The 24,670-nt window shown below is 60.5% G+C and carries 21 protein-coding genes and 1 pseudogene; 9 read left to right on the forward strand and 13 right to left on the reverse strand.

The window, feature by feature from the left end; translation table 11 throughout:
• Positions 1–10: 10 nt before the first annotated feature.
• Complete coding sequence (locus tag IPK32_16165; protein MBK8093466.1) at positions 11–1,150, reverse strand: DUF4118 domain-containing protein; 1,140 nt, start codon at positions 1,148–1,150, stop codon at positions 11–13.
• A gap of 85 nt (positions 1,151–1,235) precedes the next feature.
• Positions 1,236–3,178 (reverse strand): annotated as a pseudogene (locus tag IPK32_16170) (potassium transporter Kup).
• A 196-nt stretch (positions 3,179–3,374) separates the two neighbouring features.
• Here IPK32_16170 and IPK32_16175 point away from each other — a divergent pair.
• Positions 3,375–3,791: a DUF4339 domain-containing protein gene (locus IPK32_16175; protein ID MBK8093467.1), complete on the forward strand. Its 417-nt coding sequence runs from the start codon at positions 3,375–3,377 to the stop codon at positions 3,789–3,791.
• 27 nt (positions 3,792–3,818) lie between these two features.
• On the opposite strand, the gene IPK32_16180 is transcribed toward IPK32_16175, so the two are convergent.
• The 3 genes from IPK32_16180 to alaS form a co-directional block, all read right to left on the reverse strand.
• Complete coding sequence (locus IPK32_16180) at positions 3,819–4,451, reverse strand: ATP-binding cassette domain-containing protein (protein MBK8093468.1); 633 nt, start codon at positions 4,449–4,451, stop codon at positions 3,819–3,821.
• Positions 4,448–5,230 (reverse strand): ABC transporter permease, encoded by a 783-nt coding sequence (locus tag IPK32_16185; protein MBK8093469.1) that lies wholly within the window; start codon positions 5,228–5,230, stop codon positions 4,448–4,450. Before IPK32_16185 ends, IPK32_16180 begins: the two co-directional genes overlap by 4 nt.
• Before the next feature lie 129 nt (positions 5,231–5,359).
• Positions 5,360–8,281 carry an alanine--tRNA ligase gene (gene alaS / locus IPK32_16190; protein ID MBK8093470.1) on the reverse strand — a complete coding sequence of 974 codons (2,922 nt, stop codon included), beginning with the start codon at positions 8,279–8,281 and terminating at the stop codon, positions 5,360–5,362.
• Between the two features lie 195 nt (positions 8,282–8,476).
• On the opposite strand from alaS, the gene IPK32_16195 reads away from it, so the two are divergent.
• The 4 genes from IPK32_16195 to IPK32_16210 all read left to right on the forward strand — a co-directional run bounded on the left by IPK32_16195 (position 8,477) and on the right by IPK32_16210 (position 13,855).
• The gene (locus IPK32_16195) at positions 8,477–8,908 is read left to right on the forward strand and encodes a type II secretion system protein (protein ID MBK8093471.1); all 432 of its coding nucleotides are present in this window, start codon (positions 8,477–8,479) and stop codon (positions 8,906–8,908) included.
• A gap of 64 nt (positions 8,909–8,972) precedes the next feature.
• Positions 8,973–11,321, forward strand: a complete 2,349-nt coding sequence (locus IPK32_16200) for a DUF1549 domain-containing protein (protein ID MBK8093472.1) — start codon at positions 8,973–8,975, stop codon at positions 11,319–11,321.
• On the forward strand, positions 11,314–12,384 hold the full coding sequence (locus IPK32_16205; GenBank protein MBK8093473.1) for a DUF1553 domain-containing protein: 1,071 nt from the start codon (positions 11,314–11,316) through the stop codon (positions 12,382–12,384). Before IPK32_16200 ends, IPK32_16205 begins: the two co-directional genes overlap by 8 nt.
• 19 nt (positions 12,385–12,403) lie before the next feature.
• Positions 12,404–13,855: a DUF1501 domain-containing protein gene (locus IPK32_16210; protein MBK8093474.1), complete on the forward strand. Its 1,452-nt coding sequence runs from the start codon at positions 12,404–12,406 to the stop codon at positions 13,853–13,855.
• Between the two features lie 83 nt (positions 13,856–13,938).
• On the opposite strand, the gene IPK32_16215 is transcribed toward IPK32_16210, so the two are convergent.
• On the reverse strand, positions 13,939–14,763 hold the full coding sequence (locus IPK32_16215; protein MBK8093475.1) for a type II secretion system protein: 825 nt from the start codon (positions 14,761–14,763) through the stop codon (positions 13,939–13,941).
• Positions 14,764–14,919: 156 nt separating this feature from the next.
• Positions 14,920–15,168, reverse strand: coding sequence for a hypothetical protein (locus tag IPK32_16220; protein MBK8093476.1), 249 nt, complete (start codon positions 15,166–15,168; stop codon positions 14,920–14,922).
• 156 nt (positions 15,169–15,324) lie between these two features.
• On the opposite strand from IPK32_16220, the gene IPK32_16225 reads away from it, so the two are divergent.
• Both IPK32_16225 and IPK32_16230 read left to right on the forward strand, forming a co-directional pair.
• Positions 15,325–15,918, forward strand: a complete 594-nt coding sequence (locus IPK32_16225) for a hypothetical protein (protein MBK8093477.1) — start codon at positions 15,325–15,327, stop codon at positions 15,916–15,918.
• 72 nt (positions 15,919–15,990) lie between these two features.
• Positions 15,991–16,884 carry a hypothetical protein gene (locus tag IPK32_16230; protein ID MBK8093478.1) on the forward strand — a complete coding sequence of 298 codons (894 nt, stop codon included), beginning with the start codon at positions 15,991–15,993 and terminating at the stop codon, positions 16,882–16,884.
• Here the strand turns inward: IPK32_16230 and IPK32_16235 are convergent.
• From IPK32_16235 to infA, 3 genes are read right to left on the reverse strand one after another with little or no spacing between them, the layout of a single operon-like run.
• A complete protein-coding gene (locus IPK32_16235; protein ID MBK8093479.1) occupies positions 16,879–17,280 on the reverse strand; it encodes a hypothetical protein in 402 nt (133 codons plus the stop codon). The genes IPK32_16230 and IPK32_16235 overlap by 6 nt on opposite strands.
• The gene (locus IPK32_16240; protein ID MBK8093480.1) at positions 17,280–17,819 is read right to left on the reverse strand and encodes a ribonuclease H-like domain-containing protein; all 540 of its coding nucleotides are present in this window, start codon (positions 17,817–17,819) and stop codon (positions 17,280–17,282) included. The genes IPK32_16235 and IPK32_16240 overlap by 1 nt, the downstream gene beginning before the upstream one ends.
• 42 nt (positions 17,820–17,861) lie before the next feature.
• The gene (gene infA / locus IPK32_16245) at positions 17,862–18,185 is read right to left on the reverse strand and encodes a translation initiation factor IF-1 (GenBank protein ID MBK8093481.1); all 324 of its coding nucleotides are present in this window, start codon (positions 18,183–18,185) and stop codon (positions 17,862–17,864) included.
• A gap of 303 nt (positions 18,186–18,488) precedes the next feature.
• Between infA and IPK32_16250 the strand changes: the two genes are divergently transcribed.
• A complete protein-coding gene (locus IPK32_16250) occupies positions 18,489–19,553 on the forward strand; it encodes a hypothetical protein (protein MBK8093482.1) in 1,065 nt (354 codons plus the stop codon).
• A gap of 56 nt (positions 19,554–19,609) precedes the next feature.
• Positions 19,610–20,206: a cyclic nucleotide-binding domain-containing protein gene (locus IPK32_16255; protein MBK8093483.1), complete on the forward strand. Its 597-nt coding sequence runs from the start codon at positions 19,610–19,612 to the stop codon at positions 20,204–20,206.
• Here the strand turns inward: IPK32_16255 and mtnA are convergent.
• From mtnA to IPK32_16270, 3 genes are read right to left on the reverse strand one after another with little or no spacing between them, the layout of a single operon-like run.
• A complete protein-coding gene (gene mtnA / locus IPK32_16260) occupies positions 20,172–21,266 on the reverse strand; it encodes an S-methyl-5-thioribose-1-phosphate isomerase (GenBank protein MBK8093484.1) in 1,095 nt (364 codons plus the stop codon). The genes IPK32_16255 and mtnA overlap by 35 nt on opposite strands.
• Positions 21,263–23,710 carry a U32 family peptidase gene (locus IPK32_16265; GenBank protein ID MBK8093485.1) on the reverse strand — a complete coding sequence of 816 codons (2,448 nt, stop codon included), beginning with the start codon at positions 23,708–23,710 and terminating at the stop codon, positions 21,263–21,265. Before IPK32_16265 ends, mtnA begins: the two co-directional genes overlap by 4 nt.
• Positions 23,711–23,759: 49 nt before the next feature.
• Positions 23,760–24,602: a carbon-nitrogen hydrolase family protein gene (locus IPK32_16270; protein ID MBK8093486.1), complete on the reverse strand. Its 843-nt coding sequence runs from the start codon at positions 24,600–24,602 to the stop codon at positions 23,760–23,762.
• Positions 24,603–24,670: the final 68 nt, after the last annotated feature.

Genomic DNA, 24,670 nt, shown 5'->3' on the forward strand with positions numbered 1-24,670 from the left:
AACGAGTTTTCTAACTCGTTTCAGAGGTTGGGGATGATGGTGAGTCGGAGGGAACGAGTTGGAAAACTCGTTCTACGCGAAGAACAAACTCCGCGCCGCCTTCGGGGTGATTGTGCGCTTCGATGTCGCCTTTCATGGCCCGCATCAAGCCGCGAGCAATGGCGAGACCCAAACCCGTGCCTCCGGCGGGTGAATCGGGGGCGCGGTAAAATTTATCGAACACATGGTCCTCCGTGCCGATGGGCAATCCCGGGCCGTGATCGCGGACTCGCAGCTCCAGCGTGCCATTCGTCAATGCGGTGTGGATTTCGATCTCCGTGCCTGCTGGCGCATAAAGCGTGGCGTTGTGGAGCACATTACCGAGAACCTGGGCGAGCAAGCGGCTATCGAGCATCATCAGTGGCAGATCATCGGTGCCGCTGAGTCGGAGTGGATACTTGCTGAGTTCCTTTTGCAGCGGCGTAGTGGCAGCGTGGAGCACATCGCTGATCTCGCACCAGTCGGGACGTGGCTTCAGCGCCTCGGACTCGACGCGGGTCATCTCCAAAAAGTTCTCCACGATGCGCTGGAGCCTGCGATTGGCTGTTTCGATCTCCGCCGCGAAGGCATTCCCCTGCCCCAGGCCATCCAAAGCTGTGCGGATGATGGCGATGGGAGTTTTCAGTTCATGCGACACGCTATCGAGCAGTGTGCGGTGCAGTCGCTCGGACTCCGCGAGGAGTTCGGCGCGATGTTTGGCCTCAACCAATTGCTCACGTTCGCGGTGGTGCTGCTCCAGTGCGGCTTCACGCTCCCGCAAGCGCGTGATGAGGTGGCCCATGCTGAGTGCCACGACAAAGAACATGGCGAACATGATGATGTCCTGCGGCTTCTCGATGTGCAGCGTGAACTGCGGCGGGATGAAGATGAAATTCCACACCAGCGCGCTCACCACGCCCATGGCCAGCACTGGCCCGCGATTCCACCGCGTGCCCGCGAGCACGATGGCCATCAGAAACACAAGCGCGGAGACAAGATAGCCCGTGTAAGGCAGCAGCACCCAGCACACCGAAGCCAACACAAAGAGGATCGTCATCCCCCAGCTAAACTGCCCCACCACGGCCACTGGCACGAGCTCGCGTGCTTTGGGAGAGGATAGATAGTCGTTCATGGGAACTATCCTGCGTGTGAAATGAAGCATCGCTAGTGAACAGACGATGCAGCGGCGTTAAGAAGGTGTGAAAACTCGTTCTACGTTAGATTTCAACCTGCTGTCCGAGCTCGATGACGCGACCGATGGGGATCTGGAAGTAGGTCGCGGGTTGCTGGGCGAGCTTGCTGGCGAAGGAGAAGAGGTGCTCACGCCATCTAGCCATGCCGGGTTTGGCGCTGGGGATGATGATTTCGCGTCCGAGAAAGAAGGTGGCTTTTTCGGACTCGACTTCGAGGTTTTGGGCGGCGCATTGGCGCAACAGACGCGGGACGTTGGGCTTTTGCATGAAGCCGAAGCGACCTGTAACACGCCAGAAGCCTTCGCCGAGGTTTTCGACCTCGACGCGGCGACTCGGTGGCACCCCGGGCTCGTCTTAGGTGATCAAAGTCATGAAGACAACTCGCTGATGGATGGCGTGGTAGTGCTTCAAACTATGCAACAGGGCAATCGGGGCACGCCCGCTGGTGCTGGTCATGAAAATAGCTGTACCGGGCACTTGGATGACTTTCCCTGAGGCGAGGCTCTGAATGAGCATTTCCTGCGTGAGGGAGCTTTTTTCCATGGATGCACGCACCAGTCGGCGACCCGTGGCCCAGGTAGTCATCACGATGAAGATGCCTGCGCCGACAGCGAGCGGGAACCATCCGCCATCGAAGAATTTCACGAGATTGGCGCTGAGGAAGGCGAGTTCGATGGTGCCAAACACGAGGCATAGCGGCAGCGTTTTGAGCACGCTCCATTTCCACAAATGCCGTGCGGCAAAGTAAAAGAGGATGGTGGTGATGAGCATGGTCATCGTCACGGCTACGCCATAGGCAGCAGCGAGATTGGACGAGGTGCGGAAGGCAACGACGAGGGCTAGGCAGGCGAGCATGAGCACCCAGTTCACCAGGGGGATGTAGATCTGGCCGCGAGCATGCTCGGAGGTGTGGCGGATGCTCAAACGCGGCAGGTAGCCGAGCTGCACTGCGGTGAGCGTGAGCGAGTAGGTGCCGGTGATGAGAGCCTGTGATGCGATGACCGTGGCAGCGGTGGCGAGCAGCACGAGCGGCAGCATAGCCCAGCCAGGAGCCATTTGGAAAAAGGGCGAATGCGCCACTTCGGGGTTGTGCATCAAAAGGGCACCCTGACCGAGGTAATTGAGCCCTAGTGCTGGAAAAACGAGCGAGAACCAGCTGCGGCGGATCGGTCCGGCACCGAAGTGCCCCATGTCAGCATACAAGGCCTCCCCACCGGTCACGGCGAGGAAAACACTGCCGAGGATGACGAAGCCCGCATGACCGCCGGTCATCAAAAAGTGCCACCCATGCCAGGGATTGAAGGCGGCGAGGATTTCCGGCCCGCTAATGAGGTGCGAGGCTCCGAGTGCGCCGAGACTGACGAACCACAAGCCGGTGATCGGGCCGAAAAAGCGCCCCATTTTCGCGGTGCCAAGAAATTGGACTGAAAACAGCACGATGAGGATCACGATCGTGATTCCCATGATGAGCCACTGCATGTGATGATTCCACGCCTCGGCCGCCAAAGCATCCGTCGGAGCCGCGCCGAGCACGCCACCGTCTTTGAGACCCTCCACGGCACTGAGCACCGAGATCGCTGGCGTGATGATGCCATCACCAAACAGCAACGCGGCACCGAAAAGGCCTAGGAGCACGATCACCACACGGCGTTTCGAGTTTTCGCTCATGCCATGCGAGGCCAGGGCCATCAGGGAGAGCACGCCGCCCTCACCTTTGTTGTCCGCCCGCAGAATGAAGATGAGATACTTCACACACACGAGCAATATGAGCGACCAGAGCACCAGGAGACCACGCCGAGGATGTGCGCATGCGTGGGGTCGACGTGATGCGGGCTATGAGGGCTGAAGCACTCCTTCAGCGTATAGATCGGCGAGGTGCCGATGTCGCCAAAGACTACTCCCAGCGCCGCGATGACGAGGGTGGTGGTGGAGAGCTGGTGGAGGCCGTGTTTGTCGGGGTCACTCATGACGAGCAAAGGCTGCGCGATAGGGCCGGATCTACCAGTGAAGGGCCGAATGCGCGGCGTTAAAAATGTGTGAAGCTGGTCTATTCCCTACCTGCGCCGCCCCGGTTATACAATGCGATTCTACTGATCAGGTAGGGGAGCGATCCGATGACATTCTTTTTGAGAAGCGGCTCAACACGCTCTACTCTCACGGCGCATGAATTGGTACATTGATCACGACGGCGCTGCCGAGGGACCCTACGACGAGTCACAGATGACCGCACTCGCACGGGAGCACCGGCTCGACTCAGAGAGTCTCGTCTGGCATTCTGATTTGGAGGAATGGAGCACGGTGGCGGCACTCACTCCCACTTGGTGGAGTGCCACGCTGCCCGCCCACATGCCAGAGCCTGCCCCGGAGCCGAAAGTGCGTGGACCGATGAAAAAGATCGTCATTCCAGCTTCCGCTGAAGATGTGGCGGTCACTCCCGTGCCTATCTCCAATGGCAATGGCGAGGCCACCGCGCCGAAGCGCCGCCTCACTGCGCCGAAAGCGCCTACCATCACCGAAGCTGATGACAAGGCCTCTGGTGGCGTGCTCAAGAAGTTCTTTGGTTTCGGAAAAAAGAAGTGATGGCTCTTTTTCGGTGCTGATGCGGCCTTACTCGATCCTGATTTTTCCGCCTTCCATCCGCAGCCTCACCTCGGCGAGCTGGACGGCCTCCGCCTCGGAGTGGGTAACGTGTAGAATGGTAAGGCGGTGCTCTTTTTGGATGCGTTTGAGCATGGCGGCGGCCTCTCCGCGCATGTCCTCATCTAGGGCGGAGAGGGGCTCATCCAGCAGCAGAATGTGCGGACTGGCGGCGAGTGCACGGGCTAGGGCCACACGCTGCTTTTCACCTCCAGAGAGATCATCCGGCATGCGCTGCAGCAGCGCCGTGATGCCTAGCTCCTCGGCGAGCTGATGCACGCGCTTCTCTGGAGGCATCCCACGCAGCAGCAGGGCAAAGCCGATCTGCTCCGCGACTCGTAATCCGGGAAACAGGGCCAAATCCTGCGGCAGGTAGCCGATACCGCGCTCTCGTGGCTCCAGATCCGTCACGTCGCGGTCCTCCAGGCGGATGCGGCCACGCTGCGGATGCCGCAGGCCACAGAGGATCTCCAGCAGCGTCGTCTTACCACAGCCCGTGCGGCCCATGAGCACCGCGTAGGCTCCGCGCGGCAGTGTGAGCGTCACATCATCGAGGATGACGCGTCCACTGGTCTGCCAGGTGATGTTTTCGAGCTGGATCATGGTTTTTCTCCGGTAGTGCGCACGACGATGAGTACGAGCATGGCCATCGCCACCATGAGCAGGCTCACGGCCACGGCGGCCTCCAGATTGCCCACGCTGAGTTCGAGCCAGACCGTGGTGGGCAGCACCTCTGTCTTCATCCGCGTGGCTCCGGCGAAGACCAGGATGGGCCCGAACTCACCCAGACTCCGCGCCCAGGCGATGCAAAAGGCCGCCACCATGCCACGCCGTGCCGCAGGCATCGCCACATGCCACAGTGCCTGAAAGCGTGTGCAGCCCAGCGTCAGCGCGACTTCCTCTGGCCGTGGTGAGAGATGGTCAAACGTCCCCCGCATCGTGCGGATCGCGAATGATGCCGCGACCACGAACTGCGCCAGCACCACGCCACTCACCGTGTAGGTGAAGGCCCACACACTCTCGATTTGCTTCCCCAGCCATGTTTGGAAAAAAATCAGCAAACACAGCCCCACGACGAGGGGCGGCAGAATGATGGGGATGTCGAGCATCGCATCGACGAGCGCTTTGAAGCGAAAATCCTTCCGCGACATGAGGTAGCCCACCGGCACGGCGAGCAGCAAAGCGAAGGCCGCCGCTGCGGTGCAGCTCACCAGGCTCAAAAAGGTCGCTTGGCGGATTTCCGGTGATTGCAGCACCTTCAGCCAATGATGCGGTGTCGAGTAAGTCGCAGTGGCCCCGAGCAACAGCAGCCAAAACACGATATAAGCCCCCGTGATGCACGCGAGAGCCAGCCAGCAGGCGTTGGAGCGATTGAGGCGCATCAGGTTTTTCGGTGAGAGAGCATTAATGGGCGATACGAACGGACGTGGAATCGCCGATTTGACTCTGATTTACACCGCAGAGCTTGGAACGCCGCAGAGTAAAGGCTTCTGAATCAAGACTCGACAGTGTTACCCGACCAGCTTCCGAGCCTCGGCGAGGGCTGCATCGACCATGGAGACATCTTTGCCACCTCCACGGGCAAAGTCCGGCTTACCGCTGTCTTTGTCGCCGACGATGGGGGCGATGGTTTGGATGATCTTGCCGGCTTGGACTTTGGATTGGTGGTCTTTGCCGACATTCGCCATCAAAGTGACGTTTCCGCCGCCGGTGGCGGCGAGGACGATGATGCCGTTGAACTGGCCTTTGAGGGCGTCGTTCAGCGCCATGGCGTAATCGGCATCCACGTCGCCGAGGTTGGCGATGATGGCGTTGCCTTCGGCGGTGGCGAGGAGGTCTTTGGCTTTGCCGGAGGCTTCGCGCTGCTGGGCGGACTTGAGGGCTTTTTCGAGCTCTTTTTGCTGCGTGAGCAGTTGGTCGAGCTTCTTTTCGAGGTCGGCGGCACCTTGGGCGCTGACTTTGCCTGCCAGGAGCTTGAGGAGGTCGGCATCGGCTTTGGCGGCGTTGTAGGCCTCCATGCCGGCGATGGCTTCGATGCGGCGGACGCCGGCGGCGACGGCTCCTTCGGCGACGAGGCGGAAGAGGCCGATTTCGCCGGTGTGGCGGGTGTGGGTGCCGCCGCAGAGTTCCATGCTCCAACCATCGAGCGCATGTGCTTTACCGCCGATTTGGACGACGCGGACGTTCTCGGGGTATTTTTCGCCAAAGAGCTGCATGATGCCGCTGTTGGCCTTGGCGTCGGTGTAGGGCACTTCGGTCCAGGAAACGATGTCGTTGGCGACGATGCGCTCGTTGACGAGTTTTTCGATGTCGGCGAGCTGCGCGGCGGTCAAAGCGGCGCTGTTGAAGTCGAAGGTGAGCTTGTCCGGCGTGACGTTGGAGCCTTTCTGCGTGGCGTCCTTGCTGACGACCTCGTGCAACGCCCAATGCAGGATGTGCGTGACGGTGTGGTGGCGCTCGATGGCGTGACGGCGCGTGGCATCGACGGCGAGGCGCACGCTGGTGCCCTGGGGGGGCGCCAACCCCCGGGGGTTTACCCCCCCCCCAATCCCCAAGACACTAGGTGCATCTGCCTCGCTGCCGTCCTCCACAAAGTGAAGCCATGTGTTTCCGACTTTCTGCGTGCTTGTAACTTTGAAAGTGTTCGCACCAAGGATGATCTGGCCGCTGTCGCCGATCTGGCCGCCCATTTCGGCGTAGCAAACGCTGGAGTCGAGCACCACCGCCGTCTTGTCCTTCATGGCGACGACTTCGAGCACTTTGGCGTCGGTTTCGAGCGTGTCGTAACCGAGGAACTTGGTGGCGTCCTTGGTTTCGATCTCGCTGACAGACACGACCTGCTTGTTCTTCTGACCGGCTTCGCGAGCGCGTTGCTTCTGCTCATCCATGAGCTTGTCAAAGCCTGCGGTGTCAACAGTGAGGCCGCGTTCGCGGGCGAGGAGCTCGGTGAGATCGATAGGGAAGCCGAAAGTGTCGTAGAGTTGGAAGGCGAATGCTCCTGAGATTCCAGGCACCCCTTTTGGGCTTACATAGATTTCAAACCCTTTGATGTGAGTCAGTTCACCTACTGCATCAATGGTGGCACTAGCTTGCGCACTGCGTCCCATATTGATGCGCTCTGTTTCAAAAAGAGCCACGCCGCGGTCGAGAGTGCGATTAAACGCCTCCTCCTCCAGCTTCAGCACGGCTTTGACCTGCTCTTTCTTCACGCGGAGTTCGGGGAAGACATCGCCCATGTGGGAGGCGAGGACATCGACGAGCTTGTAGAAGAAGGGCTCTTTGAAGTCGAGGGTGCGGCCGTATTTCACGGCGCGGCGCAGGATGCGGCGGAGGGTGTAGTTGCGGTCGCTGTTGCCGGGCTGGATGCCGTCGGCGATGGCGAAGCTGAGCGTGCGGATGTGGTCGGCGATGACGCGGAAGGCGACGTCGATCTTTTCCTGCTCGGTGACAGGCATGACGTGGCCCTGCTCGTTGGCTTTGGGCAGCGTGCTTTGGTAGTGCTTGCCGCTGAGCTTCGTCAGCTCATCGAAGATGGGTTTGAAGACATCGGTGTCGTAGTTGCTGATCTTCGCGGTTTCGAAGTCGGTGAAGTTCTTCGTGCCCTGGATGATGCTGGTGAGGCGCTCGAAGCCCATGCCGGTATCGACATGCTGCGCGGGCAGCGGGGTGAAGGTGCCGTCGGGGTTGGCGTTGTATTGGATGAAGACGTTGTTCCAGATCTCGATGCAGCTCGCGTCGCTGCCGTTGACGAGCTTGGCGCCTTCACGCTGGCGGTCCTCGCTCAGCTCGATGGCGCCGGGGGTGAGGTCGATGTGGATCTCGGTGCAGGGGCCGCAGGGGCCGGTGTCGGCCATCATCCAGAAGTTGTCCTTCTTGTTGCCGTTGACGATGTGGATGTCGGGATCGAGGCCCACGGAGCGGAATTTTTCAGCCCAGAGGTTCCAGCTTTCTTCATCGCGGTCGGCGGGGTCGCCTTTTTCCTTGTTCGGCTGGTAGATGGTGGCGAAGACGCGGCTCGGCGGGAATTTGAAGCGCTCGACGATGAGCTCCCAGGACCAGGAGATGGCTTCTTTTTTGAAGTAGTCGCCGAAGGACCAGTTCCCGAGCATCTCGAAGAAGGTGTGGTGGTAGGTGTCGAGGCCCACGTCTTCGAGGTCGTTGTGCTTGCCGCCGGCGCGGATGCACTTCTGCGTGTCGGCGGCGCGAGTGGGCAGGCCTTTGGCCAAAACGCCGGGCCAGGTGTCCACATCCGCGCTGCGCTCGCCGAGGAAGATGGGGACGAACTGGTTCATGCCCGCATTGGTGAAGATGCGTGCGCCGTCGCGGCTGGTGTAGCCCACGTTGTCACTGGGGACGATGGTGTGCTGCTTCGACTTGAAGAAGTCGAGGAAAGTGGCGCGGATTTCGGCGGCGGTAGGGATCTTGGCGGACATGGGGCTGGGAAAAGGAGCGCGGACGTTAGCGGGGGCTATGGAGTGGTAAAGGAGGCGTTTCCCTGTCCGTATGAACTACGGGGATAAGGGAGGTGCAGGGCAAGATTGGGTAAAAAAGGTCCCCAGAGGGCTCATTTTCCTCAACTCCAGGCTTGAGAAACTTAGAATAAGTATGTATGCTGTAATTACCATACTATGAGTTACCCGCTAAAGCGTATTAAAATTTACAAGCCAAAATCTTACGGTTTTAGCTTGATTGAGTTGCTGACGGTCATCGTGGTGATCGCTTTTCTAGCAACAATCGCGATTATGGGCTTTAGGGTAGCACATGAGGGTGCGAAGGAGCAAAGGGACAAGCGCAACGCTCAAGAAATCGCCAATGTGGCGTCCTTTGCCAGTGCCGCTGGGGCAAAATTCGTCGTGTCAGGAGATGAACAAGCCAGTATCTACAAGCTCAAAGATGGCTGCTCTGCTACCAGCGGAGCATTTAAGGGGCGGTTATTCCAAATCCCCAGCATGGGCGACGCTGAAATCACGGGAGCGATGCGCTTCCTGGCCCTCAGCGATCAGGATTTGATCTACATCCAGACAGAGTCCTCCGAAGGGAACTACTCCGCGAACCCATGACCAGCGGGCGTGCCCCTGCATCTCTGTGTCAAAAATCACGGTGGTCGAAGCGTATAATTCGCCTGTGATTCGCCCCCTTTTCACTTTTCTTCTCGTTTCCTCCGTCCTCGCGGAGCCCATCGACTTTTCCAAGCAGATCCGCCCGATCCTGAGCGAGAACTGCTTCTTCTGCCACGGCCCCGACGAAAAGAAGCGTGAAGCTGGACTGCGCCTCGATGACGAAACCAGCTCCAAAAAGAGCAACGACGGCGTCATCGCCGTGGTTCCAGGTGATCCAGACAAGAGCGCCCTGATTGAGCGCATCGTGAGCACGGACCTGGATGAGATCATGCCGCCACCGAAGCAGCACAAGACGATCTCACCCGCGCAGGTGTCACTTTTAAAAGAGTGGATCAAACAGGGCGCGAAGTGGGGGAAGCACTGGAGCTATGAGAAAGTCGTGAAGCCTGCGGTGCCAAGTGCTCAGTCCGGCAAAGTGAATCCGGTGGATGCGTTTCTGGCCCAAAGGCTGGCTAAAGAGGGGCTGAAGTTCTCGCCGAAGGCAGATGCCGCCACGCTCATCCGACGCGTGTCACTCGATCTCACCGGATTGCCCCCGACGCTCGAAGAACTCGACCGCTTCCTGCCCAAACTGCTGCGAAGCCGCGAAGCGAACACTGAGCACTCAGCACTGAGCACTTATGACGAAATGGTCTCCCATTACCTCGCCAAGCCAAGCTACGGCGAGCACTGGGCCCGTCAGTGGCTGGACCTCGCACGCTACGCGGACTCCTCAGGCTATCCCAGCGACCAGCCACGTGAAATCTGGGCTTATCGCGACTGGGTGATCCGCGCTTTGAACTCGAACATGCGCTTTGATCAATTCACCATCGAGCAAAACGCCGGCGACTTGCTGCCGAACCCGACGGATGACCAGCTCATCGCGACTGCGTTTCATCGGAACACGATGACGCAAAATGAAGGCGGCACCGACGACGAGGAATTCCGCAACGCGGCGATCATCGACCGCGTGAACACGACCTTCGCTGTCTTTATGGGCACCACGATGGCCTGTGCGCAGTGCCACACGCACAAATACGATCCCATCACGATCAACGAGTACTTCCAGTTCTACGCCTTCCTCAATCAAAGCGCCGACAGCGACAAAAAAGACGAGGTGCCGCTGCACAGCTTTGACACGCCAGAGACGAAAAAGCAGCGCGAAACGCTGAAAGCCGAGATCGCTGCTTTGGAAGCCCAATTTGGCAAACCGGACGCCAAATGGCTCGCCGGGCTCGACGCGTGGGATCGCGGCTTTTCCCGTGATTTGGGCTGGCAGAGCCCGAAGCCGGTCAAAGTGAGCGAAAGCGGCGCGAAGATCGAAAACGATGGTCGCGTGCTCCTCGCGAAGAACAAGGATACGGCGAGCTACACGGTCGAACTGCCGCTCGCGGGCGACAAACTGAGCGCGTTGAGGCTCGAAACGGCTCCGCAGGCCGGTTTCGGCAATTTTGTGCTCACCAGCCTGAAGGCCGAGGTGGTGCCGCCAGATGCCAAATCGGCTCCGCTGACGCGATTTGTTCGCGTGGAGCTGCCCGGGCCGAAAAAGATGCTGCAACTCGCCGAGGTGCAGGTTTTCAGCGGCGCGGAAAACATCGCGCCAAAGGGCGTGGCGAGTCACAGCAGCCAGTATCAGGACGCCGCGGCGAAGCGTGCGAACGATGGCAACACCGACGGCGACTACAAAAAGGGCAGCGTGTCGCACACGAGCGGGAACGACGACAATCCGTGGTGGGAGGTCGATCTGAAGGCCGCGAAGCCCGTCGATCGCGTGGTGGTGTGGAACCGGCTCGATGGCGTGAGCAAGCGTCTCGATGGGTTCCGCGTGGTGCTGCTCGATGAAAAGCGTCAAATCCTGTGGAAGAGCGAGGCGACACCCGCGCCAGAGAAGGAAAAGGCCTTTGCGGTGAGCGGACCGGTGGCCCTGAGCTTCACCACCGCGCTCGCGGATTACTCGCAGAGTGGTTTTGAGGCCGTGAAGTTCCTGGAAGCCAAAAGCAAGGGCTGGGCCGTCGGTGGCGCGGCTGAAAAGCCGCACACGCTCACGCTTTTGACGAACTCGCCCATCGTGGTGCCTGCGGGCGCGAAGCTGCGCGTGACTTTGGAGCAGAAGAGCGAGTTCAAGCAGCACACGCTCGGCAACTTCCGCCTTAGTTTCACCGGCGATGCTCGTGTGCAGCAAGCGGCGAAGATTCCCGCGAATGTCATCGCCGCGCTGGCGCAGTCGAAACGCACGCCGGAACAGCAGAAGTTCGTCACGGACTACTTTGTGCGCAACATCGCCAAAGAATCCGCCGCCGAGCGCACACGCCTCGCTGCGGCGACCAAAAGAACTCGCCGCGATCAAGCCGGTGACGGTGCCGATCATGCGTGATCTTGATCCGAAGCAGCGCCGCGTGACAAAAGTGCAGCTTCGCGGGAACTGGCAGTCTTTGGGCGATGAAGTGAATGAGGCCACGCCTGCGGTCTTCAATCCGCTGCCCGCGAACGATCCGCGCAATCGCCTCACGATGGCGAAGTGGCTCGTGAGCCGTGACAATCCGCTCACGGCCCGCGTGACCGTGAACCGACTGTGGGAAAGCCTCTTTGGCACCGGCATCGTGCGCAGCAGCGAGGAGTTCGGCAGCCAAGGCGATCTGCCGTTTCATCCCGAGCTACTCGACTGGCTCGCTGCGGAGCTGATGGACAGCGGCTGGGACATCAAGCACCTGTTGAAGCTGATGGTGACGAGTGAGTCGTATCGCCAAAGCTCCAAATCGACTCCTGAACTCAACGAACGCGATCCCGACAACCGCCTGCTGGCTCGCGGGCCGCGTTTTCGTCCCACGGGCGAGTTGCTGCGTGATCAAGCGCTCGCCGTGAGCGGTTTGCTTTCGGAAAAAATGTTCGGAGTGCCCGTGCGCCCCGTCACGCCGAATCTCGGCCTCACCACCGCCTTTGGTCGCAGCAACGACTGGGAGGTCAGCAAGGGCGAAGATGCGCATCGCCGCAGCCTTTATACTGAGGTGCGGCGCAATTCGCCGTATGCGAGCTTCACCACTTTCGACGCTGGCAATCGCGAGGTCTGCTTGATCCGCCGCAGCCGCACGAACACACCGCTACAGGCCTTCGTGACGCTGAACGATCCCGTCTTCATCGAAACGCATCAAGCGATGGCGCGGCGGATCGTCCGCGAGGCGAAATCCACGCCCGAACGCCTCACGCACCTCTTCAAGCTCTGTCTCAGTCGCGAACCCGTCGCACATGAGTTGACCGCGTTGACGCAGCTTCATGCGGAAAGCCTCGCGACGTATCAAAAGGACACCGCCGCAGCGACGAAGATGGCCACGGACCCTCTCGGACCCGCTGAAAAGGATGCCAACCTCCCCGAACTCGCCGCCTGGACCGCCGTGGCGAATGTGGTCATGAATTTGGATGAGTTTTTGATGCGCCGTTAACTTTAACCTGCCTGCTTTTATGAACCCTGTTTTTCACGACCAACTCCAGTTCACCACGCGCCGCCAGTTCCTCGGAGCGACGGGGCAGTTCAGCCTCGGGGCCATCGCGATGCATGCGATGCAGCAGGAGGCTGCGGCGTTGCCGCAATCGACGAACCCGATGATCCCGAAGCATGGGCACCATGCGGCGAAGGCGAAGCGGGTGATCTATCTACACATGAGCGGGGCGCCGCCGCATCTCGATCTGTTTGATTACAAGCCGGAGCTGGTGAAGCGCAGCGGGCAGGACTGCCCGGATTCGATTCTCAAAGGGCGGCGCTTTGCCTTCACCACGGGTGTGCCGAAGCTGATGGGCACACCGCGCACCTTTGAGCGTTACGGCAAGGCGGGGATGTGGATGAGCGATGCGTGTCCGAACTTCCACACGATCGCGGATGATATCTGCATGGTGCGGTCGATGACGACGGACCAGTTCAATCATGCGCCAGCGGAGCTGCTGCTCTTCACCGGTCATGCGCGGCAGGGCAGGCCTTCCATGGGCTCGTGGGCGACGTATGGCCTGGGCACGGAGAATCAGGATCTGCCGGGCTTTGTAGCCCTCATCTCCAGCGGCACGCAGCCGAGCGGCGGGCAGGGCTGTTGGGGCAGCGGCTTCATCCCGAGCGTGTATCAAGGCGTGCAGTGCCGTAGCAAGGGCGATCCCGTTTTGTTCGTGAGTGATCCAGCTGGCATGAACCGCGAGATGCGCCGCAAGACGCTCGATGTGCTGAATCAGCTCAACCAGCAGCAGGTGGCAGAGTTTGGACATCCTGAGACGGTCACACGCATCGCGCAGTATGAGCTGGCGTATCGCATGCAGACGAGTGTGCCAGAGGTGATGGACATCTCAAAGGAAAACGCGGCCACCCTGGAGGCCTACGGCGCGAAACCGGGCGAGGCGAGCTTTGCGAACAATTGCCTGCTGGCGCGGCGTCTGGTGGAGCAAGGCGTGCGCTTTGTGAATCTCTTCGACTGGGGCTGGGACTTCCATGGCACCGGCGAGGGCAACGGTATCACCACCGGCCTGACGAGCAAAATGGCCGCCACGGACAAGCCCGTGGCCGCTTTGATCAAAGATCTCAAGCAGCGCGGCCTGCTCGAAGACACGCTGGTCATCTGGGGCGGTGAATTTGGCCGCACGCCTTTCCGCGAGGGCCGCACAGCGGCGAGCAAGGTGCTGGGTCGCGATCACTACCCGGATTGCTACACGCTCTTCATGGCAGGTGGCGGTGTGAAGGCCGGATTCGACTACGGCAGCACGGATGAGCTCGGTTTCAGCATCGCGGAGAACAAAGTGCATGTGCACGACTTCCAGGCCACGGTGATGCACCTGCTCGGCTTCGACCACGAACGCCTGACGTATCGCTTCCAAGGCCGCGACTACCGCCTCACCGACATCCACGGGCATGTGGTGAAGGATTTGCTGGTGTGAGGAATGAATTAAAAAAACCGCCGGACTGCGATGCGCAATCCGGCGGTGTGGTGGATGAATCAGTTTTTTGAGGCAATCGCTGGTTAGTTGTTCAGCGGTGAGGAGGCAGGAGCAGAACCGGGGAGCAGCGGTGGGAAGCCATCACGGGCCTTGTTTTCTCCTTCGGGGGGAATTGGCGGCGATGGGGTCTTGCCGATGGTGCCACCGGGGAGCTCGGGCATGAGCACATTCATGGTCGAGCCCTCTGTGGGCTGGGTGAACATGTCGAGCCCGGCACCGAGGGTGGGCACGGTGACGAGGCCTTTGGCCCCATCGAGGTCCACAATGCTGACGGAGCAGTCCTGCCGACCGATGACGATCTGGCTGCCGACCCAGGTGCGACCCGGGCGGATCTGCCCGGCGGCGCTGGCATTCCATTTCGGAGGCCAGGTGGGCTCTGCGGGGTTTTCATAGACGAGCGGGATGCCGCCATCACTGGTATCTGTGAGACCAGCGGTGATGGCCCAGTGTACTTCGCCGGGGAGCAGTGCCTGCTCGTAACCGGGGGAGGTGCCGATGACGCCATTGGGCTTGTAACCAGCGGGTGCCCCGAAGATTTTTTCTTCGGAGACGATGCGCTGGCGGATGAGGCTGCGGAAGGCCTCGTTGCTACTGCGTGCCGTATTGCCTGTGACCGGATCGGTGGCGGCATCAGGGTATTGGGAGCCATTCCGCTGGGCATACTGCTTCATGGCCATGATGACCTGTCGGCAGTTGTTGATGGCTTCGGTTTGCTTGCCGGCTTTGAGCATCGTCTGGATGGCGGGCACCGACAACGCCGCGAGTGTGGCGATGATTGCGATGACCACCAGCAGTTCGATCAGCGTGAAGCCGCGCTGTCTGGCTGTGGGTTGTGTGTTCGTTTTCATGGTATGTGTATCTATGTTTTATGTTATGCGGACACACGGCCTGGATGGCCGTGCATCCGGCGGGATTGGACCAGAAAACGAGGTGCCTGTGAACAAAAAACCCGGAGGGGATGCCTCCGGGTTTCACATCAGTTAATGATGATATGAGGATGAGTCTTAGCTCTTCTTGGCTTCGATGGACTCGACTTTGCCGTGGCCGACTTTGGCGGTCACTTGCTTGCCGACGAGTTCAGCAGCGTTGGTCACAGCTGGGGTGAGCTTGAGAGTTTTGGTGCCGATGACGATTTCTTTCTTTTCAGCATCGACGCTCTTGAGCTTGCCGGAGACGTCTTCAGTCTTGCCGCAGCCTGCGTAGGAGGAGACGGAAAGGGTGACGAGTGCGAGGGTGGTAAGGATGGCTTTCATGTGTTTGTCTTTGGGTTGAGGTTCCGTGGGGGCACCCCGGTCAAGGAGCCCCTGATGTCGCGGAATAGGGTATTAAAGACGAAAAGATGCCCCTTCGGCTATCATTTTTTTCGTGGGATCGGGGGAATCCGGTCGTTTAATGGGCTCGCATCCCCCATGACCGCTACACCTTTCCGCCGATTTTTCGCCCTCTTTTTCCTCAGCGCAGCGCCGCTGGCCTGGGCACACCCACTGCCAGAGATCCCTGTGCGGACGGACTTTGATGGGGCTGGCGGCTGTGTGGTGACGGTGGAGATCGATCCGCGTAGTTGTGAGGCAGACCCGAATACGGCCCCTTCGCTGACGAAGGCGGACTACGATCTCACGCCGGAGCCGCAGCGGGAGGCTTTGAAGAAAAAAGCCAGCGAGTACATTCACCGTGTGCTGAAGTGGAGTTTCGAGGGTGCGGGGGCTTTTGCGCCGGAGCTGGCCTTTGCCTTTTCCGCGCCGGATGGGAAGCCGCTGCAATTCCCCGACGAGGTGGTGGTACTGCATGGGGTGTGGACTGGCAAAACCCCCGCTGGATCAAAGGGCTACGCCATGTCAGCGACCAAGGAGGGCTCTCTCAGTGTGGTGATCCATCACACGGCCAAGGGGATGCCGGTGGAGCGCTTTGCGGTGCTCTTTCCAGGTGAAACGAGCTACACACTGGACATGACGACGTGGCTGCCGCGCACGGCGGCCCCTGCTCCGATCACGGCAAAGGAGTAAACCACGAAAGAGTAGGCGAGGGCGGCTCTGGGAGCTGTTTTTTCGACCTATTCGCTCCGATCTGTTGCGAAGATGTCTTTCCGTCTCGAAATGCTCCAAGTCGCCCGCCTTGCGCCGAAGGTGCTGGGCGAGTCTGCACCGCTGGTGGAGGCGTTTTTGCGCTCTAGGCTCGCAGTGGATGGTGGGGGCTTCCTCGACCGCGATGAGCGGCCAGATTTATATTACAGCGTGTTCGGCATGGAGGGGCTAAAGGCCCTGCTGGTGCCAGAGGCGGCGCTGCCGGATCTACGACCGTGGCTCCGTGGCTACGGCAGCGGAGAGGGGCTGGATTTTGTGCATTTGTGCTGCCTGGCACGCTGCTGGGCGAATATGGGCTCTGGCACGAGTTTGACCCAAAGTGCAAAAGAAGAGCTGGCGGGGCGGATCGAGGCCTACCGCTGCGAGGATGGGGGGTATCACCAGGCTCCAGGGAGGAAAAAAGGCAGCGCCTACGGCTGTCTGCTGGCCTGGGGTGCGTATCAGGATCTCGGCTCACTGCCGCCTGCTCCATGGCGGCTGGCAGAGTGCATGGGCGGCCTGCGCACACCGGATGGAGCGTGGTCGAATGAGCCCGGCATCCCTGTGGGCTCCACCACGGCTACGGCAGCGATGGTGGCACTGCATCGTCATTTGGAAATGACTCCGCCTGCACAGGCAGTGGAGTGGCTAATGGCTCGCTGCCTGCCTGCTGGCGGCTTCCTGGCGATGCCACATGCTCCGCTGCCGGATCTGCTGAGCACGGCGGTGGCTCTGCATGCGCTGGATGCGGTGCAGGCAGATTTTTCGCGGCTGAAGGAGCCCTGCCTCGACTTCGTGGACTCGCTGTGGAGCGCGGCGGGCGGCTTTCATGGGAACTGGACAGACGACACGCTCGACTGCGAGTACACCTACTATGGGCTGCTGGCACTCGGGCACCTGGGGCTATGATCGGCCCCGCGTCCGCCACAGCATCATAGCGAGAGTCAGTGCCGCGCCGCAGGAGTCAGCGATGAGGTCGTGCATCGTCTCCCGCACATCCTGCTGGATGCGTGTGCCACGGAAGACATCCGAGGCCAGCTCCGCGAATTCCCAAAACACCCCGATGGTCAGCGCCAAGGCGAAGACGAAAAGCACCCGCCCCACACGCGTCAGCGTCCCGATCCAGGGCTGAAAGGACTCCACCCCATGCCAGCATAGATACGCTGCGGCCAGCCCACCGGAAAAATGCATCCAAAAATCCAAATCACGCCGCCAGGGCGTGCGCAGCACGATTTGATGCACCACCAGCACGAGTGCGGGAGCCCACGCGGCGCGGCGAATGAGCTCGAAAAGCGCGGACTTCATCACCAGTTCACTTTGACGGATTGCTCGCGACCATTGCGATCATGGTACTTCACATGGCCGTGCTTCACTCCGTATTCATGGACGCATTTGGTCACCTTCACATCGTAGCAGCAGTATTCGGCGATGAGGTCCATCTTGCCCTGCTGCCACCAGCGAATGGCATCGAGCCCGTCCGCCGTCTTTCCCATGCCGAGGGATGCTGCGGCCACGGCCTCCAGCTTCAGCCGGTGGCCGAGGGCTTTTTCGAGGTCGATGAGCAAATCGAGGCTGTTGAGCTGATCGCGGAAATCAAAAAGGCACTGACCCAGCAGCACCTCATAATCGAAACCCACATGATTAAAGCCCACCACCAGATCCGCGCGGCGTAGTTGCTCCACGAGATCTGCGGACTCATCCTGCGTGTAAATGCGGTATTCCTCTGCCTGCGTGCTGTAGGTGCAGGCGACGGAGATGCCCATCTTGTGCTTATTACCCCAGCCACCCACGTCACCAGCGGTCAGGCGTGTTTCCAAGTCAAAATAGACGATGTCACCTGCCATCGGGGCTGCGGAGGGAGAGAGGTGGGAGAATGCGGCACCCGATTAGCCGATGCGGTACACGATGCGTGCTTTGTTCACGTCGTAGGGGGACATTTCCAGTTTCACCGCGTCACCGATGACTAGACGGATGAATTTCTTCCGCATCTTACCAGAGATGTGGGCGAGCACTTCATGCCCAGTGCGCAGCTTCACACGGAACATCGTCCCGGCGAGTACGGAGGACACCACGCCTTCGAGTTCGATGGCTTCTTCCTTTTGCTTGATCTCTGGCTCTGGCTCAGGCCGGCGCTGTGAGCCACCGCCGCCGCCACGGTTCTGACCGCCACCACGATGGGGTGTATTGCCGATACCGCCACTGCGCTGCATCGGGCTACCACCACGGGCACCCGGTGCACCGATGCCAGGACCAGCCGCTCCGCTACCTGTGCCACCGACGATGCCACGAGGCGGGCCACTGCTACTCACGATGCCGCGTGGGGGGCCACTGCCACCGACGATACCGCGAGGCGGGCCGCTGCTGCCAACAATGCCGCGGGGAGGGCCGCTGCTACGATGCGGCGGGCCGCTACGGGAGGATTGGTTCGATGGGCCGCGATTCGGGGGTCGGTTCTGCATGGATGGATACTTAAAAGAGACGATGTTCCGGGCAGGATGTACGCGTAGGCGTGGATGACAAGGCGGAAAATCACCAAAGCCCAGCCCCAGCAGCAGCCCCTGGAGAGTCAGGATACACGCCCGGACACTTCTTCCTTGCATGGCAGCGAGTTTTCCGGCATGCGGCGCGGCATGAACCTGCGCCTGCCCTTTCTGCCTCTGCTTTTGATCCTACCACTCCTCAGCCAGTGCGGTGATGATGCCAAGAATACGGCGCCATCCCCTGCCCCAGCAGCTCCAGTGGCCACCGCAGCACCTCAGCCAACTCCAGAGGCCCCAAAAACACCCCCAACGGCTGAAGCAGCCGTGAATGTCCACTGGACGCCGGAGAAGATGCACATCGAGGTGAAGCACCACAATCCTGCCTACGAGGGCAATGGCGAATTCAACATCCAGGAGGGCAAAGTCATCGCCCTGAGCCTGCGCGGAGCGAAAATCGACAATGTGAAATTCCTCCAGCACATCGAGCCCCTCGCCCTAGACCTCAGCGAGACGCCCGTGAGCGATCTGCGCCCACTCCAGGGCAAAAAACTCGTCGAGCTCTACCTCGAAGACACCAAGGCCCAGGATCTCTCCCCACTGCGTGGCATGCCGCTGGAAAAGCTCTACCTCAGCCGCACCCCCGTGCGTGATCTCAGTGCCCTGGAAGGCATGCCACTCATCGAACTGAACGCCGTCGAGTCCCAGATCGCCGACATCAGCGGCATCGCAAAATGCCCCATCCAGATGCTCTGGCTCACCGGCTGCCCGGTGGAAAACATCTCTGCACTCAAAACCGTCCCCCTCGTCAGCCTCACCCTGCATCGCACAAAGGTGAAGGATCTCACCCCACTCAGCGGCACCGCACTCCAGCGCCTACACATCGCCGAGACGCCCGTGACAGATCTGTCGCCGCTGAATGGTATGCAGCTCACCCGCTTGGTCTTCACCCCACAAAACATCACCGCCGGCATCGACGTGGCAAAAAGCCTCTCACTCCAGGAGATCGGCACCCGTTTTGACGACCAGGGGAAAGACCTCCAGCCCCCCGCAGCCTTTTGGCCCGCTTACGACGCGGCTGTGAAGAGCGGTGTAAAATGAGCAAAACTTTTCCTTGTCGGCAGCATCACGTTCCTGACAGAATCAGCGCACTCCCGATGAAAGAATTCGCCTACATCCATGACGAGCGCCAGGGCTCACCCCTCACCACGGTGCCCGCACTCAGCAGCTTCAATGAGGAGCAGCTCGACGAGGTTTTGAACTCCAGCAGCCTCCTCCAGTGCGAGCCCGGTGACACCATCATCAAAGAGGGCAGCATCGACTCCCGCATCTACGTCCTGCTCAGTGGTGAGCTGGAGGTCCACGTCGGCGGGAAAAAGGTCGCCGCCATCGCCCGCCCAGGTGAGGTCTTTGGTGAGCTAGCCCTCGTCAATCAGGACCGGCGTCTCGCCTCCGTCCTCGCCAGCACCAAGGCCGTCTGCCTCGCCGTCGATCAAAAATTCCTCCAGGACATCCATCCGCGTGAGGAAGACCCAGACTTCCACGCCTCACTCTACGAATTCGTCGCCCGTCTCGTCGTGCGGAAGCTGGAGGCCACCTCACGCCGCCTCGCCACGGTCGAGAAAGAACTGCGCGAGCTCCGTGAGGCCAACACACGCAGCGCGAAGGCGGTGAAAACTGTCAAAGCCGTCAAACTCGCCCGTCCGCCGAAAAAGCGCATCATCGCCAGCCGCAAAGCCGTGCGCAGTCGCTGAGAGCTGCTGCGCTCGCCTCAAAGACACCCTTCTCCGTGATCAGCGCCGTCACCAGCCGTGCCGGAGTCACATCAAAGGCATGATTCGCCACCGCGCTGCCTGCCGGAGTCACGCGGATGCTCTGGAGCTGCCCGCTCGCATCCGGCCCCTCCATCCACGCCACCTCATCGCCACTGCGCTGCTCGATCGGGATACCCTTCACACCATCCTCCATCTCCCAATCGAAAGTCGAGGACGGCAGCGCCACATAAAACGGCACCCCATTGTCCCGCGCCGCCAGCGCCTTCAGATACGTGCCGATTTTATTCGCCACATCGCCGCAGCGCGTCACGCGGTCTGCCCCCGTGATCACCACATCCACCATGCCATGCTGCATGAGATGCCCACCCGCATTATCCGGGATGACCGTGTGCGGCACCCCGTGCTGCGCCAGCTCCCAGGCCGTGAGCTTGGCACCTTGATTGCGCGGACGCGTCTCATCCACCCACACATGCACCTTCAGGCCTGCATCATGCGCTGCATAGATCGGAGCCGTCGCACTCCCGTAGTCCACAAAGGCCAACCATCCTGCGTTGCAATGCGTCAGCACATTCACCACGCCATCCGGCTTGCCCGCCGCGATCCGGCGCAGGATTTCCAGCCCATGCACCCCGATCTGCGCACACGCCGCCGCATCCTCATCCGCGATCATCTCCGCCTCACGCCGCGCCGCAGCCTTCCACTCAGTCTGCGGCAAATTCTTCAGCACCCGCAGCACTCGCTGCACCGCCCAGGCTAGATTCACCGCCGTAGGCCGCGTGGAAATCATCATCTGTGCCATCTCGGCCAACTGCGCCTCACTCCGCGCCTCCATAGCGGCCAAAGCCATGCCATAACCCGCCGTCGCCCCGATGCAGCCCGCACCGCGCACCGCCATGTCACGGATCGCCTCCGCCACCGCCGCAGCGCTCGTCAGATCCGCCGTCTCAAATGCCCACGGCAGCCGCCGCTGCTCAATGATCCGTACCACGCCATCCTGTGGCATCCAGACAGTGCGATAAGGTTGTTGATTTACGTTCATACGAGTTCTGCCATGGTCCCGCGAGTAACACCTAGCTGGCTTTGCGCTTTCAGGTCACGCCAGATCGCCTCCGCATCGCGCTTGCCGGCGAGGAGCTCTTGGTAGGTCTTCAAAACGCGTGCAGACTCCGCGCCGTCCTCCTCCAGCAGCTCCACGCGGAAGGCACCCAGTCCTGCCTGACGCAGCGCGGTGAAGTACTGCGCTCCTGTTTGCGCCACAGCATTGAAAAGCGTGTTCCGGCAGCCCACATCGGCCTTCAGCGGATGCTCCATGCCCACGCGATCACGCAGATGCACGCGGTGCCGGTCACAGGGACGCCCACAGTTGGTAAAATTCGTCCCCTCACTCAAAAACGCCGCAAAGGCGCAGTGCTCCATGTGAAACATCGGCATGTGCTGATGCAGTGTGAGCTCGAACCACGCCGGTGGTGCTCCACCCAGCAGGTCGAGCACTTGCTCGATATTCAGATCGTAACTGATCGTCAGCCGCTCCAGGCCCGTCTTCTTCAAGATTTCTGCCGTGAGCGGATTGGCTACGTTCAGCGAAAAATCGCCCGTGATCGGCAAACCGGCCTCTTTGAAGTGTGAAATGGCTCCCAGATTCCGAATCAGCACGCCATGCGACTTCGCACGTTCGATCAGCTTAAAAAAGCCCGCTTCGCCGGATTTTTGGATGCGCGGCGTCGCCAGCCAAATTTCCGATTTGGAGCCCGAATCACGGATTTCCGCCACCACGTCGCCATAGCGCCGAATATCCTCAAAATCGAGGTACAGCCGGGAAATGCCGCATTCGAGTGCCGCGCTGATTTGCTCCTTCGTGCGGCAAAGAACGAACAATTCCTGTTTGGGGGCTCCAGGTGCCTCTTGGGGGGCTTTTGCAGCGGCCAGCATGCCTTCCAGCGTGCTCGTAGCCCGCTTTGGCGCAGGTAGCTGCGCAGGCTGCATGTCGCATGCGGCGACCAAATCTCTCCGCATCCGATTGAGTTCACTCACGGGCACCATCACCTCGCCCTCGACCTGGAAATCGACTTGGCCGAGCTCATAGGCCGTGCCGCCGAGGCGGCTGAACTGATCAATGAAGGCCGCAGGCGTGAGTGGCCGTTTCAGCGCGGCTTGCAGCGGCATGGAGGAGCTGACCAGTGCCGCGCCGCAACTGACGCGTAGCGGTTCACCCGCCATGCCGGTGACCATGAGATCGAGCCGGTGCAGCTTTCGCTGTGGGATGTCTTTTTCAAACGACTGACGCAGGGCGCGGTTCAGCGCTGGATCACTCGTTTTAAAGACCCGCGTGCCGGTGGGGATGTCCTGCATGCGCAAGTGCCCGTGGCGGAAGCTCATGCGAGTGCCGCGTAGCTCATAAATGCTGCCCCCTTGCTCCGCGTTCGTGTCATCCAGGTTTTCAAAGACCACGCCATCACCGGGCTTCATGTCCAGCCGCAGCTCATTCAGTTCCAGCGTATCCGCACCGAGGATGCGAGTGACGGCGCCGACGTAGGGGCCGCGTTTTTTGCCATAATAAGCACCCACGAGCTGCTGGTGATCCACACCATGCATCCAGCCAGTGAAGAGGCCGCGTGAAAAGGTCATCTCCAGTGCATAGCGGTCATCCTCCGTCGCAGGAGCTGGCTTCCCCGCCAGCGCACGATCCATCGCCGCACGATAGACCTGCGTGACCGCCGCCACGTATTCCGGCGTCTTCAGCCGACCTTCGATTTTAAAGCTGCGGATGCCTAGCTCGATGAGGCGCGGGATTTCATCCACCGCTGCGAGATCCTGTGGGGAGAGAAGGTAGCGCTTGTCCCCGAGATCACGCGCCACGCCATCGACGAGCATTTCATACGGCATGCGGCAGGCCTGGGCACACTCGCCACGGTTCGCGCTGCGCCTTCCTAGCGACTCACTCGTCAGGCACTGGCCGGAATACGCCACACACAGCGCACCATGCACAAAGACCTCCAGCGGCACGGGCGAGTCCTTGAAGCGCTCCAGCTCCCGCAGTGACAGCTCACGTGCCAGCACGGCCTGATCAATGTCGAGCTGCTGGGCGAACTCTAGCCCCTCCGGCGATGTGATGGTCATCTGCGTGCTCGCATGCAGTCGCAGACCCGGCGTGAGAGCCTTCACCATGCGTGCGAGGCCCAGATCCTGCACGATCACGGCATCCACGCCGGAGCTTTCCAGCAGGCGCAATTGCGCCGCGGCATCTGGCAGCTCGGCGGTGAAAATGAGCGTATTGAAGGCCACGTAGCCCTTCACCCCATGCTCGTGGAGAAACTTCATCAGCTCTGGCAAATCCTCCGCGGTGAAGTTATCCGCCCGCAGCCGTGCATTGAATCGCGGCATGCCGAAGTAGATCGCGTCCGCGCCATTGGCCACAGCGGCACGCGCACACTCCCAGTTGCCAGCAGGAGAGAGGAGTTCGGGTTTGGAAGCAGGAGAAGGCATGAAAAGACACCGTCATTCGTGCTGCATGCTCCATTCGTCATTCAGAAAATCATCCTTTCCCATCCTGCATCGCCGCCTGAGCGATAGCTCCGAACTCCCGCAGGCTCCAAGCCGACTTGGTCAGCCCCCAGGCCGTATCTGAACGGCTGGAGACATCGAGCTCCGCCGTGATGAAGTCCTCCGCATGGCGGCGGCTCTGGACAATGATTTCTCCACTCGGGTCCATGACGTAGCTATCGCCGTAACCGACGCCTTCGCTTTTGATGATGCCGCTTTTGGCCGGATCGAGCACCACATTGTTCGCACGGACGAAATAGACGCTGTTTTCGACGGCGCGGGCGGCGTGATCTGCACGGACTTTCATGAAATGCCGGATCAGGCCCGTGGCGGAGATGTAATTGAAGTGTGGGGCGATGATGGCACGGGCTCCTTTGAGCGCGAGGATGCGTGCAGGCTCGATGTAGCCGCCATCTGCGCAGATGAGCACGCCGAACTTCAAACCCGCGATCTCGAACACCGGAAACTCACGTCCCTGGCGGTGAAATCGCTGATAGGCCGCACATTTGCTGTACTGGCCGAGCAACTGGCCGTGATGGGCGACCAGCGCCGTGTTGTAGAGATCTGCACCACGCGATTCATTGAATCCGACGATGGCCGCTGCGGCATAGCGAGCGGTGATTTCCAAGACGCGGCGGATGGGTGGTGAATCGACGGCAAAGGCACCCTTGCGGGCCAATTCCTCCGTATCAGGATACCCGGTGAGAAAACACTCGGGGAAGGAAACGAGTGCCGCACCGGCCTCATCGGCCTTTTTGAGGCCTTCTTCGAAGCGGCCGAGGTTGTGCTCGAAGTCACCCACCCACGACTCATACTGACAATGCGCGATTTTCATGACGAGGATGCCAAACGTGACAGCGAGCACGGATTTGCCAAACTTCGCGCTTGGCGTGTGAAGGGCGG

This window comes from Verrucomicrobiaceae bacterium, from assembly GCA_016713035.1.
GTDB lineage: Bacteria > Verrucomicrobiota > Verrucomicrobiia > Verrucomicrobiales > Verrucomicrobiaceae > Prosthecobacter.